Origin of the sequence: Megasphaera sp. ASD88 (assembly GCF_002287425.1) — a bacterium.
GTDB lineage: Bacteria > Bacillota > Negativicutes > Veillonellales > Megasphaeraceae > Megasphaera > Megasphaera stantonii.
In genome coordinates this window covers 1-13,226 of the sequence record NZ_NQXW01000036.1, presented here as the reverse complement: position 1 = coordinate 13,226, position 13,226 = coordinate 1, and the positions used below count along the sequence as shown (strand labels likewise).

Genomic DNA, 13,226 nt, shown 5'->3' with positions numbered 1-13,226 from the left:
TTGAAACAGTTGTTGAATAATGCTGCGTTTTCCTTCGGTCATAATGACCTTATGTACCGGTTTCTTTTCTCTTGCCATGATAGTAAGCCTCCTATGATTTAGATTGTATCATAGAAGACCTATACCTGGCAGTTATTTACAGAAAAAGCTTCACATAGTCGCCAGAGAAGAAAATAGCAAGGCCGGATATGCCGTTTTTGAAAGCTGAAAGCCCCTGCGCCGAGGAGGAAAACTCTTGACGCAGGGGCTTCTGCATGTCGGATTACTGCAATTCTTCGGGTGTCGGTTCTACGCCGAACCATTTTTGATACAGCTTCGTATAGGTGCCGTCTTTTTTCATCGCTTGCAGCGCGGCGTTGATTTCTTTCAGTTCTTTTTCATTGCCTTTGTTGATTGCCATGGCGGAGCCGGCTAATTTCTTCGGTTCGCCGACGACTTTGAGATCGGAGAGGCCGCCTTTGGAAATATAGTACAAGGCTACGGCTTTATCGAGGGCCGCCGCTTCGCTGGCGCCTACCTGCAATTCCTGCAGGCATTGGTAGTTGGCGTCGAACTGCTTCAGCAGGGCTCCCTGCTTTTCAGCGAAGTCCGCCGGCTTGGAGCCTGCCTGGACGGCGACGGTTTTACCGGCAATGTCGTCCCAGCCGCGGATGTCGGTGTTGTCCTTACGGACGACGATGACGGAGCCGCCGATATAATAGGGATCTGTAAAGTCGACCTGCTTTTTGCGCTCTTCCGTTGCGGACATGGCCGAAGCGATGAGGTCGATTTGGCCGCTCTTCAGGGCCGGAATCAGGGCGTCGAAGCCCATGGTCTTGATTTCCACTTTGCGGCCGAGTTTTTCGCCGATGGCGTTGGCCAAGTCGATATCAAATCCGACGTAGGTGTCGTTTTCCGTCATTTCGAAAGGCGGAAAGGAAGGCTCCGTGCCGACGATCAGCGGCTTGTCGGAATGCGTTGCCGTTTCGCTGCCTCCGCAGCCGGTAAGGGCTGCTGCCGTTGTCGTGACCAGCAGCGCCGCAGTAATCCACTTTTTGTTTATCAACATAGTTCATACACCCCTTTTTTAGAACATGAAATAATTATACACTTATTTTGAAAAAATACAATAGCCTGCGGCAGCTGTTTTGCCGTACAGCCCTTATTTTTCAACGTAATGGGATGGCGCCCTTAAGAATTTGGTTTTATCGGCTCGCCGTTTCATAAGAAGATATTTCCAGAACGTAATGTATATGAAGATTTTTTGAATATTTTATCTCTGCCATGCGGCTGTATTGAAGAGTCATTCAGCAATATATGCCCCATTAATATGATAATAATTTTCTAAAAACGGCAAAATAGAGGCGCTATGTTGATGAAAATAATGGAATATAATGAAAATACATGGGAGAATAAGTATGTGTACGAATATGACATATATCCCGTAGGCACATTTATGTGTATTTTTGAAAGAGACACAAAACTGAGAGAAAGTGTAAAAACTTTTAAATTTTAAACAGTATATACCTTAAAATAACGAATATAGGCCTTGAAACGTAAGATAATAAAGCAATAACGAGCATATTTTGAGAATGTTAAAAATGGAACAAATCTGTTGACAGTGGACAGAAAAAAAGGTATAGTGAAGATGTAAAAAGCGAATTGCTCATTTCGGATAGATGTAATGAGCCTTATGCATATCTCATGTCTTTATATATTTAGGAGGAATAATTATGAGTGAAGAACGAGTTACCCTTGCGATGGTCAAGGAAGCGCAGGAACGGTTGAAAGGCGTTGCCCAGAAGACTAGCTTGTCCTATGCGACCTCTGTCAGCGAAGTTGCTGGCTGCGACGTATGGCTGAAATTGGAAAACTTACAGCGCACCGGTTCTTTCAAGCTGAGAGGCGCGTATAACAAAGTGGCTTCCTTGACGCCGGAAGAACGTGAAAAAGGCGTTATCGCCGCATCGGCAGGCAACCATGCACAGGGCGTTGCATTAGCTGCCAGCGTATACGGCTGCCAGTCGACGATCTGCATGCCTAAACATGCTCCGTTGATGAAAGTAGCTGCTACGCGCGGTTACGGCGCAAACGTCGTTCTCCACGGCGATTTCTTCGACGAAGCTGCTGCGAAAGCCGTAGAATTGACGGAAAAATACGGCTACACCTTCGTACATCCCTTCAACGATCCTCAGGTTATTGCTGGACAGGGCACGATTTCCCTGGAAATTCTCGACGAAATTCCCGATATCGACGTCATTGTAGCTCCTATCGGCGGCGGCGGATTGATTTCCGGCCTGGCTGTCGCAGCTAAAAACATCAACCCGAAAATCAAGATTATCGGCGTACAGACGGCTAACATGCCTTCCATGAAAGAATCTATTGAAAAAGGTCAGATTTTGACTGTCGACGGCAAAGCAAGCTTAGCTGACGGCATTACGGTAAAAACGCCGGGCGACTTGACCTATGAAATCTGCCAGAAATATGTCGACGACATCGTAACAGTCGACGAAACGGAAATTGCCGCAGCAATCCTCTGGCTCATCGAACGCGTTAAGACCGTTGCAGAAGGCGCCGGCGCCGTACCGGTTGCAGCTCTCATGAACGGCAAGGTTTCCGGCATCCGCAACAAGAAGGTAGCGGCTCTGGTCAGCGGCGGCAACATCGACGTCAACAGAATGTCCCGCGTCATCAACAGCGGCCTGCTCCGTTCGTGGCGCAAAGTCTTCTTCGAAACGGTCATTCCCGACCAGCCGGGCGAATTGGTTAAATTGATTTCCATCATTTCCAATTCCAACGCAAACATCCTCTCCATCACGCATGAACGCAGCCAGCACAACATCGGCATGGGCTACACGGCAGTTTCGTGCGAACTGGAAACGGCTAACGAAAAACATGTAGAAACATTGTTTGAAACGCTGAAAGACAACCACTATCACGTTACGTTGAAATAAGCCCTAAAAGGAGGACTTTATCATGGAAGACAACAGCAAATTAGAGCGTGGGTTAAAACCCCGCCACGTGGAAATGATCGCCCTGGGCGGTACGATTGGCGTCGGCCTGTTCATGGGCTCGGCCAGCACGATTCAGACTGCCGGTCCGTCCGTATTGCTCTGCTATGCATTGGCAGGTTTGGTTATGTTCTTCATCATGCGTATCATGGGCGAAATGCTCTATCTGGAACCGGTAACGGGTTCCTTCGCTACGTATGGTCATAAGTATATCTGTCCCTTTGCCGGTTACTTGACGGCGTGGTGCTACTGGTTCCTGTGGGTTACGGTAGGTCTTTCGGAAGTAACGGCCGTAGGCATTTACGTTCACTTCTGGTTCCCCGACGTTCCCCAGTGGATATCGGCCTTAGGCGGCATGCTCATCGTAACCTTGGCCAACATGGCTGCCGTTAAATACTACGGTGAATTCGAATTCTGGTTTGCTATTATCAAAGTTACGACTATCGTCGTCATGCTCGTCGTCGGCGCGATGATTATCCTGTTCGGCTTCGGCAACAACGGCGTACCCCTCGGTTTCTCCAACCTCTGGTCTCACGGCGGCTTCTTCCCCAACGGCTTCGGCGGCATGATCAGCGCAATGTGCGTCGTCGCGGCAGCCTTCCAGGGCGTCGAACTCGTCGGGATAACGGCCGGGGAAGCGCAGAACCCGAAAGAAACGCTGCGCAAAGCTACGAAAAACATCGTTTGGCGTATTCTTATCTTCTACATCGGCGCTATCTTCGTCGTCATCACCTTGTATCCTTGGGATGAACTGGGCATGCTCGGCAGCCCCTTCGTAACGACCTTCGCTAAAGTAGGCGTTACCTCCGCCGCCGGCATCATCAACTTCGTCGTACTGACGGCTGCATTGTCCGGCTGCAACAGCGGTATTTACAGCTCCGGCCGTATGTTGTACACCTTGGCTGAAAACGGCCAGGCTCCGAAATTCTTCGGCAAATTGTCCTCTCACGGCGTACCGCAGCACGGCATCATGGTCACCTTGGCTTGCCTGCTCTTCGGCGTTGTTTTGAACTACCTCATTCCGGATTCCAAGCTGTTCCTGTACATCTACAGCGCCAGCGTATTCCCCGGCATGGTTGCCTGGTTCGTACTGGCTTACTCGCAGAAGAACTTCCGCAAACGCTGGGGTGAAAAAGCGATGGCTGAACACCCGTTCAAATCGCCGCTCTTCCCGTACGCTAACTATTTCTGCCTTATCTTCCTCGTTCTCGTTACCATCGGCATGTGGGTCAACCCCGATACGCGTATGTCCCTCATCGCCGGCTGGACCTTCATGATCATCGTTACGGCCGGATATTTCCTGGCTGGATATCGTAAGAACGAATATAATGAAGACGGCACCTTAAAAGCAAAACACTAATTCATACTAAAAGGAAGCATGCGTCTGCGTGCTTCCTTCTGTATGATACTTGCTTTAATTGGATTTAAATTATGACAGATATATTTATTTTACTGTCTAGTCAAAACGGACAAAGTAAGATATAATATAGAATACTCACAGTAATAAATCAAAAGGAGATGTTGTATCATCATGGCAGTAGAAGTTATTAGCACGACAAACGCTCCGGGCGCAGTAGGCCCGTACTCCCAGGCTATCAAAGCTGGTGATTTCCTCTTCGCATCCGGTCAGGTTCCCCTCGTTCCGGAAACGGGCAAAATCGTAGCAGGCGGCGTTACGGCTCAGGCTGAACAGAGCATGAAAAACGTCGGCGCTATCTTGGAAGCCGCTGGCCTTTCCTATGACGATGTCGTTAAAACGACGGTATACTTGGCTAACATCAGCTTCTTCGGCGCTGTTAACGAAGTATACGCTAAATATTTCAACAAAACGTTGCCGGCTCGTTCCTGCGTAGAAGTCGCTGAACTCCCGAAGGGCGCTCTCGTAGAAGTCGAAGTTATCGCATACTGCGGCAAATAATCTGACATAGCCTTGAAAAAAGTCTCCGGCGCGCAGCCGGAGATTTTTTTGGTCAAAAGCAGAGAGGCATTTGGATGTGAGAAAAATTTTTTGATAAATTTTGAAAAAAGGCTTGCATTTTCTTATCAGATGGTGTAACATATAAAACGTCCTTTGGAGAAAGAAATGACATGGACCGTTAGCTCAGCTGGCAGAGCACCTGACTCTTAATCAGGGTGTCCAGGGTTCGATCCCCTGACGGTCCACCACATACTACCTATGCAGAACATCACTGCATAGGTATTTTTTTTGCAGAAAATGCTCTATTCTTGATTTTACAGGCGGCAGGACGGTATAATGAATCTGTATATATAATGTTTATAATACAATCATACGGACGGCTATATGATGGATTGAGGAGAGATATATCATGATTACTTGCAACAGTAACGGCAGTATGGACGTCGTGGCGATCGGCGTCGATACGCGGATGCTGGCTTTATCCCGCATTCCTAAGGAAGACGGGGAACTGATTCGGGCCTATGTGGAAGCGCATGAAGACGTCATGCATTATACGTCCCTGCGCGTGTTTCACTGCCTGACGGAAGGCCGGAGTAAGACCTATTTTTTGATTGGATTGCATAAGAAACCCATACGGTATGCTACGTATGAAGATTTTCTGACGGCGAAGCGCCTCATGGCCGCGGCGATGGCCGAAGGCGTGTCGGAGCTGGCCGTCATGGTCGACACGCTGGAAATGGATATCGGCGCCTTAATTGACGGCTTATTATATCGGAACTACGAATTCCTGCATTATAAAAGCGACGCGAAGGGGCGGACTGTCCGCAGCATCAACCTGGTTACGTCGAGCTTGGAAATCAAGGCCTTCAATACGATGTGCTACATGTATTCCGCCATATACGAAGGCGTGTACATGGCCCGCAATTTGGTCAACATGCCGCCGAACGAGCTGACGCCGCGGCGGTTTTCGGAAATCGTATCGGCCGTCGTCAAGGGCGACAATATTACCGTCGAGATGCTCAATAAATGGGCGCTGGAAAAGCGGAAGATGGGCGGTATCGTCGCTGTCGGCAAGGGCAGCATGAACCCGCCGCAGCTCATGACGATAACCTATAAGGGCGACCCGGACAGCAAGGACATGCTGGGCATCGTCGGCAAGGGCGTGACCTACGACAGCGGCGGCTTATCCATCAAGAGCCAGGCTAATCAGGAATTCATGAAGGACGACATGGCCGGCGCGGCTGCGGCTGTCGGCGTCATACGGGCTCTCATGTTGCTGAAATATCCCGTCAATGTCGTCGCTGTGATTCCGCTGGTAGAAAATATCCCGTCGGGCATGGCGTACCACGTCGACGATGTCTTGACGATGTACGGCGGCAAAACGGTGGAAATCAAAAATACCGATGCCGAAGGCCGCCTGATCCTAGCCGACGCCGTGTCCTATGCCCAGGAGCTGGGGGCGACAAAGCTCATCGACCTGGCTACCTTGACCGGCGCCTGCGTAACTGCCTTGGGAACGGTGCGTTCCGGCATGATCGGCAACCATCAGGAATGGATGAACCGCTTCTTCGACGTGGCCGCGGCGGTTCACGAAAAGGTGTGGCAGCTTCCGGCTGACCGGGAATATGAAGACCTCCTCAAAAGCGACGTGGCGGACCTCAAGAATACGGGCGGCCGCGACGGCGGGGCGATTACGGCGGGCTTGTTCATCAAGCAGTTTGTCCATCCCGACATTCCATGGATTCACCTGGATATTGCCGGTACGGCCTTTTGCGAGAAAAAGGACGAAACGGGCTTTTTCGGCGCGACCGGCGTCGGCGTCAAGTCCATTTTGGAATTGTTGAAAGGAGGAGCCAAGTGAAAGTCGATTTGCACATGCATACGACCTGCTCCGACGGCGTGTATACTCCCGAGGAGCTGACGAATTTGGCTGTCCAGGCCGGGCTGGACGTCATGGCTATTTCCGACCACGACACGATTGATGCCTATACGACGGGCTGCCGGCTGAACCCCGGCGTCCGCATCATTCCGGCGATGGAAATGAGCTCCGATTACGACGGCGAGGACGTCCACGTTCTGGGCTATTACCTCGATACGGAAAACGCTGCCCTGCAGGAGTACTGCGCGCAGTTTAAGCTGCGCCGTCAGATGCGGGCCATGGAAATCGTCGAGCGCTGTGAGTCCTTAGGCTATGTCCTCGACAGGGAGCAAATCGAAGGCGTATTAGCTCGCGGCGGCACTATCGGCCGGCCCCACATCGCGCGTATGCTCGTGGCTAAGGGGTACTTTCCCGACGTGACGGCCGTCTTTGATGCGATATTATACCGCGGCGGCCCGGCCTACGTGCCCTATCGCCGCAAGTCGATTGATGAATGTATCGAGCTGATCCACCAGGCCGGCGGGTTGGCCGTGCTGGCGCATCCGGGGCTGCTTCACGCGGCGCTGCCGCACGTACTGACGCATTCCTTCGACGGTATCGAGGTATATCATCCAAAGAATCGGGGGCGCTATGAAGAATTTTTAGCCGTCGCCGAGGAAAAGGGCTGGTATGTCGGCGGCGGCTCGGATTTCCACGGCACGACGGGGCGCTATCCGGAGCAGGTCGGCATATTCTCCTTTGATACGGAGCGCGTAGAGCCTTTGCTGCAATATAAGAAGAAATAGGTGAACGCTATGAAAGTCATCGGATTTATCGGAGCCAGCGGTACGGGAAAAAGTCATCACGCCCTGGACGTGGCGTACGACCATCATATTTCCTGTATCATTGACGACGGCCTGCTGATTTATCAAAATCGCATCGTCGCCGGCCGCTCGGCCAAGGAAGAAACGAACCGCATGAAAGCTGTCCGCCGGGCGATCTTTCTGCAGAAAGAGCATGCTCAAAGCGTAAAAGAAGCCCTGGACGAGCTGCAGCCGGATCAGCTTCTCATTTTAGGGACGTCGAAGCACATGATACACCGCATCTGCGAGGCCCTGGAGCTGCCCGAAGCGGATTCGTACATTCGCATTGAAGACGTGTCGTGCCCCGTCGAAATTGAAAAGGCCCGAACGATCCGTATCAACGAGGGAAAGCACATCATTCCCGTGCCGACGATGGAGCTCAAGCCGCGCTTCCGCGGGTATTTGCTGGCGCCCATCCATTCCCTGCTGACCCGGCGGAATCAAAAGGCTCCGGATTTCGAGCATTCTGTCGTGCGTCCCGTTTTCAGCTATTACGGGAAATTGACCTTTTCCAACGAAATGCTGGAGCATCTGATTATCCATCGCCTGCGGCAGATAGGCGGACTGGCAAAGGTCAACCGCCTGCGGATCGATAAAAACCGCGAGTCGGAAGGGAACGGGCTGGCCGTATTTTTAGTCGTAACGGTATATTACGGCGAAAATCTGAAAAAACTCATGAGCACTATCAAAAAGGGACTGCAGCAGGATATAGAATATACGACGGGCATGTCCTTTGAGATTTTGAAAATTACAGTGCGCGGCGTCGTACTGCGATAGAAGGGGAGATAGCGTGTCAGGTACAGAATTATTGATGTTGGGAACGGGAAATGCGATGGCTGTGCGCCGGTATAACACGTGCTTTGCCGTCCGTACGGCTGAGGGACAATGGTTTTTAACCGATGCCGGCGGCGGAAACGGCATTTTCCGGCGCTTGGAAGACGGCGGCGTCGCCTATACGGATTTGCATTATATGTTTGTAACCCACGGCCATACGGACCATATCATGGGCGTCCTCTGGGTCATGCGCAAGATCGCTTCGCTGATGGGCTCCGGCGCATACGACGGGAAGTTCCACATTTATTGTCACGACGTGGTGAAGCAAATGCTGCTGTCTATGGCGGAAATGATGTTTAAAAAGAAGGATTTTGCCTGTATTGGCAAGAATATCTGCATTCACGAATTGAAAGACGGCGACACGGTGGAGTTTCTCGGCCTGTCCCTTACGGCCTTTGATATCTGCTCGACCAAGGCCAAGCAATTCGGATATCTATTGACCTTCCCCGACGGCATGAGGCTGACCTGTCTGGGCGACGAGCCGTATAACGAGCGCTGCCGGCAGTACGCCGAGGGAACGGATTGGCTGCTGGCCGAGGCCTTTTGCTTATACGAGCATAGAGATCTGTTCCGGCCCTATGAGAAGAACCACAGCACGGTAAAGGACGCGGCGGAAACGGCGGCTTCTCTCGGCGCGGCGCGTTTGGTGCTGTACCACACGGAAGAAAAGACCGGCAGCAGCCGGAAGGGGCTGTATACGGAAGAAGCGAAGGCCTATTACGGCGGCGCCGTGTACGTCCCCGAAGATATGGAGCGGATCGCGCTCAGCCGCTGAAGCGCAGACTGATGGATTATATAAAGGAGTCGTTCGATGATACAGCTTATACTTTGCGGATTGGTAACGGGCTTGTTATATTTTTGGAATTATAAATACTGCAAACTCAGCGCGGACCCGGCCTATGCGCTGCAAAACCCGATTATGCTGCGCATCAGTTCTATAGCGCGCAGTGTCGGCACGCCGGCGTTTCTGGCCTTTCTCTTTTATACTGTGGAGTGGAGCGCCGTCTATTATCTGGTCAGCCTGTTTGTCGGCATCCTTGCGGCCGGCTTGGCTTATAAAGGCGGCAAGGGAAGGGGCTTCATGCATTTTATGGGGATTATCTCCTGGATTCCCTGGGTGTGCCTCAACGGAATGTTGTTATATTTGATTATGAAATCATTATAGTAAACGGAAAGGTTGTGAAGACAATGGCAGAACGAACTCTTTCCTGCGCCGACTGCGGCGTAGTGAACTGCAACGTCATGAACAAGGAATATCCCGATTTCTGCGTGACGACGCACATGGATGAAGACGTGAAACGAGAAGCCTTAGCACTGTATGAGCAGGACGACAATCAGCAGGTCATGCAGACGGCGGCTGGCGTCGAATGCGACGGCTATTTAAAGTGGTGCCGCGTCCAGGAGACTATTGAATTTGCCAAACGCATGAATTTCCATAAAATCGGCATTGCGACTTGTGTCGGCCTGATACAGGAAACGCGGATGCTGGCGGGGATTCTGCGCAAGCACGGCTTCGAAGTTTTCGGTATGGCCTGCAAGGCCGGCGCTGTTCCCAAGGTAGAGCTGGGAATTGACGAAAAATGCAATGCTGTCGGCGTCAACGCCTGCAATCCCATCCTCCAGGCCAAGATGCTCAATGCCAAGCATACGGATATGAATATCGTCATGGGCTTGTGCGTCGGCCACGACAGCTTATTTTACAAATATTCCGAGGCCCTGACGACGACGTTGGTCGTCAAGGACCGCGTGACGGGCCATAATCCCGTGGCGGCATTGTATACCAGCCAGTCCTATTATAAGACGAAATTATAAGCCGAGCGAGCGTATCGCTAAAAGGCGCTGCCCTTGTCTGTTTCCCATTGACACAGGGCGGCTGCGCCTTGTATAATGAAACAGAAGCATGTGACTGACGGAAGTGGAGCTACCACGGGGAGCATGGTTCATTACAGCCGACCGTCTGGGCGAAGGTTCCAGAAGTGTCGGTATTTTTATTTTTGCCAGGAAATTTCTTATTTTCAGGAGGTAATACTAATGAAAGAATTGCAATTGAAATACGGCTGCAATCCGAATCAATCATCGGCAAGAGTATACATGAAAGACGGCAGCGACCTGCCCTTTGAAGTCATGAACGGCCGTCCGGGCTACATCAATCTGCTCGACGCCTTCAACAGCTATCAGCTGGTCAAGGAATTGAAGGAGGCGACGGGCCTTCCCGCCGCGGCGTCCTTTAAGCACGTCAGCCCGGCCGGCGCTGCCGTCGCGACCGACATGAGCGATACGCTGAAAAAAATCTATTATGTAGACGACTTGAAATTATCTCCCCTCGCTTCGGCCTATGCCTGTGCCCGCGGTGCAGACCGCATGAGCTCCTACGGCGACTTCGTCGCCTTGTCGGATATTTGCGACGCCGAAACGGCGACGCTGCTGAAACGGGAAGTATCCGACGGCGTTGTAGCTCCGGGATATACGGACGAAGCCCTGGCTATTCTCAAGACGAAGAAAAAGGGCAACTACTGCGTGCTGAAAATCAATGCCGATTACGTTCCTCAGCCTGTCGAATCGAAGGACGTATACGGCATTACCTTTGAACAGGAACGCAACAATGCCAAGATTACGGCCGACTTGTTCCAGAACCGCCCGACGAAAAATAAGGACATCCCCGAAGCGGCGCAGCGCGACTTGCTCATAGCGCTGATTACCCTGAAATATACGCAGTCCAACTCGGTCTGTTACGTCAAGGACGGCATGACCATCGGCGTCGGCGCAGGCCAGCAGTCCCGCGTTCACTGCACGCGCCTGGCCGGCAACAAGGCCGATATCTGGTGGCTTCGCCAGAATCCGAAGGTATTGGCCCTGCCGTTCCGCGACGACGTGCGCCGTCCGGACCGGGACAACGCCATCGACGTATATATTTCCGACGACTACGAAGACGTGCTGGCTGACGGCGTATGGCAGAATCTGTTTACCCAGCAGCCGGAACCTCTTACGAGAGAAGAAAAGAAGGCCTGGATCGGTCAGCTTCACGGCGTAGCGCTGGGCAGCGACGCCTTCTTCCCCTTTGGCGACAACGTAGAACGGGCCCACCGTAGCGGCGTCGATTACATCGCTCAGGCCGGCGGCTCCATCCGCGACGACAACGTCATCGAAACGTGCGACAAATACAATATTGCCATGGCGATGACCGGCTTGCGGTTGTTCCACCACTAAGATATATCAAGAGCGTCCCCTCTGGGGACGCTTATTTTACAGCCTTCTTTTTCTTGACTTAGAGCGTACTTCATGTGATACAATGAAGATGTTTATGAGAATGAGTTTATCGGGAGGTAGGTTATGGAAAAAGCAAAAGTATATTTTACGGATTTTCGCTGTAAAGTAGGTACAAATAATCTGATGAAGCTGCAGAAGCTGTGCAAGAAAGCCGGCATCGAAACGATCGACTTCGAAGGAAAATTCGTCGCCATCAAAATGCATTTCGGCGAATTAGGCTGTCTGGCATCGATTCGCCCGCAGTACGTCAAAGCCGTCGCCGACTTGGTTAAAGAATTAGGCGGCAAGCCCTTCCTGACGGACTGCAATACATTGTATCCCGGCAGCCGCAAGCACGCCCTGGAACATTTGGACTGCGCCAACCTGAACGGCTACAATACAATTACGACGGGCTGTCAGATCATCATCGGCGACGGCCTGCGCGGCACGGACGAAGTGGAAATTCCCGTTAAAAACGGCGAATACGTACAGAACGCCAAGATTGGCCGGGCTATTATGGACGCCGACGTATTTATCAGCCTGGCTCACTTTAAAGGCCATGAAATGACCGGCTTCGGCGGCGCCGTTAAAAACATCGGCATGGGCTGCGGCAGCCGCGCTGGTAAGATGGAACAGCATTCGTCGGGCAAGCCGGCTGTCAAGGCCAAGAAGTGCAAAGGCTGCCGCCGCTGCGCATCCGAATGCGGTTCCGACGCGATTACATACGAAGACAACATCGCCCATATTCACGAAGATTTGTGCAAGGGCTGCGGCCGCTGCATCGGCGCCTGCGCCTTCGACGCCATTCACACGGTGCAATGGGACGCCAGCGAAAAACTGGATTACAAGATGGCTGAATATGCTCAGGCCGTCTGCCAGGACCGCCCGTGCTTCCATATCAACCTGGTCATGGACATTTCGCCGAACTGCGACTGCCATGGCGAAAACGATGCGCCCGTATTGCCGAATATCGGCATGTTCGCTTCCTTCGACCCGGTTGCCCTCGACCAGGCCTGTGTCGACGCCTGCTTAAAGGCCACGCCGCTACCGAACAGCCAGCTGTCCGATAATCTGGCGAAACCCGATTGGGAATGCCACCACGACCATTTCCTCGACGTTCATCCGGATATCAACTGGGAAGCTACGCTGCGCCATGCTGAAAAAATCGGCCTTGGCGTAAGAGACTACGAATTAATTACGGTAAAATAAGCCGAAGCCTATGCGGAAGGCCCCGCCTGCATTTGTACAGGCGGGGCTTTTCGTTTATAATGAAAAGAAACGGCTTTTGAAGAATTTGGTAAATTGCAAGTTGAATTTGAACAACCATAATCAGGAAACACACTCACTAGCATAAACTTCATCGAGGAATGCATCAAATAGCTCTGACGGCGTATGGTAGCCCAAAACACGCCGTGGGCGCTGGTTCAGCGTATCTGCCATGTTCAGGATATCCTCATCAGAGAACCGCTCCATGGACATGCCCTTTGGGATGAAATCCCTCAGCAGGCCATTGTGGC

The 13,226-nt window shown here is 51.9% G+C and carries 12 protein-coding genes, 1 tRNA gene and 1 riboswitch; of the genes, 12 read left to right on the top strand and 1 reads right to left on the bottom strand.

Annotated features, from left to right (window positions below; all coding sequences use genetic code 11):
• Positions 1-262 precede the first annotated feature (262 nt).
• Positions 263-1,042: a basic amino acid ABC transporter substrate-binding protein gene (locus CJ260_RS12075; RefSeq protein WP_095630380.1), complete on the bottom strand. Its 780-nt coding sequence runs from the start codon at positions 1,040-1,042 to the stop codon at positions 263-265.
• A 670-nt stretch (positions 1,043-1,712) separates the two neighbouring features.
• On the opposite strand from CJ260_RS12075, the gene ilvA reads away from it, so the two are divergent.
• The 12 genes from ilvA (at position 1,713) to CJ260_RS12015 (ending at position 12,918) form a co-directional block, all read left to right on the top strand.
• Positions 1,713-2,933 (top strand): threonine ammonia-lyase, encoded by a 1,221-nt coding sequence (gene ilvA / locus CJ260_RS12070; RefSeq protein WP_087476909.1) that lies wholly within the window; start codon positions 1,713-1,715, stop codon positions 2,931-2,933.
• A 22-nt stretch (positions 2,934-2,955) separates the two neighbouring features.
• Positions 2,956-4,350 (top strand): amino acid permease, encoded by a 1,395-nt coding sequence (locus tag CJ260_RS12065; protein ID WP_087476910.1) that lies wholly within the window; start codon positions 2,956-2,958, stop codon positions 4,348-4,350.
• 171 nt (positions 4,351-4,521) lie between these two features.
• A complete protein-coding gene (locus CJ260_RS12060) occupies positions 4,522-4,908 on the top strand; it encodes a RidA family protein (protein WP_087476911.1) in 387 nt (128 codons plus the stop codon).
• 172 nt (positions 4,909-5,080) lie between these two features.
• A tRNA-Lys gene (locus CJ260_RS12055) sits at positions 5,081-5,156 on the top strand.
• A 161-nt stretch (positions 5,157-5,317) separates the two neighbouring features.
• A complete protein-coding gene (locus CJ260_RS12050) occupies positions 5,318-6,769 on the top strand; it encodes a M17 family metallopeptidase (RefSeq protein ID WP_095630378.1) in 1,452 nt (483 codons plus the stop codon).
• Positions 6,766-7,572, top strand: coding sequence for a PHP domain-containing protein (locus CJ260_RS12045; RefSeq protein ID WP_087476913.1), 807 nt, complete (start codon positions 6,766-6,768; stop codon positions 7,570-7,572). The genes CJ260_RS12050 and CJ260_RS12045 overlap by 4 nt, the downstream gene beginning before the upstream one ends.
• A gap of 9 nt (positions 7,573-7,581) precedes the next feature.
• Positions 7,582-8,406, top strand: coding sequence for a hypothetical protein (locus CJ260_RS12040; RefSeq protein ID WP_095630379.1), 825 nt, complete (start codon positions 7,582-7,584; stop codon positions 8,404-8,406).
• A 13-nt stretch (positions 8,407-8,419) separates the two neighbouring features.
• Positions 8,420-9,238 (top strand): MBL fold metallo-hydrolase, encoded by an 819-nt coding sequence (locus CJ260_RS12035; RefSeq protein ID WP_198947471.1) that lies wholly within the window; start codon positions 8,420-8,422, stop codon positions 9,236-9,238.
• 36 nt (positions 9,239-9,274) lie between these two features.
• Positions 9,275-9,628 (top strand): hypothetical protein, encoded by a 354-nt coding sequence (locus CJ260_RS12030; protein WP_095630376.1) that lies wholly within the window; start codon positions 9,275-9,277, stop codon positions 9,626-9,628.
• Between the two features lie 23 nt (positions 9,629-9,651).
• On the top strand, positions 9,652-10,275 hold the full coding sequence (locus CJ260_RS12025) for a DUF1847 domain-containing protein (protein WP_095630375.1): 624 nt from the start codon (positions 9,652-9,654) through the stop codon (positions 10,273-10,275).
• 80 nt (positions 10,276-10,355) lie between these two features.
• A riboswitch (ZMP/ZTP riboswitch) is annotated at positions 10,356-10,433 on the top strand.
• Positions 10,434-10,494: 61 nt separating this feature from the next.
• Complete coding sequence (locus CJ260_RS12020) at positions 10,495-11,670, top strand: phosphoribosylaminoimidazolecarboxamide formyltransferase (protein WP_095630374.1); 1,176 nt, start codon at positions 10,495-10,497, stop codon at positions 11,668-11,670.
• A 123-nt stretch (positions 11,671-11,793) separates the two neighbouring features.
• Positions 11,794-12,918, top strand: a complete 1,125-nt coding sequence (locus tag CJ260_RS12015) for a DUF362 domain-containing protein (RefSeq protein ID WP_095630373.1) — start codon at positions 11,794-11,796, stop codon at positions 12,916-12,918.
• Positions 12,919-13,226 lie beyond the last annotated feature (308 nt).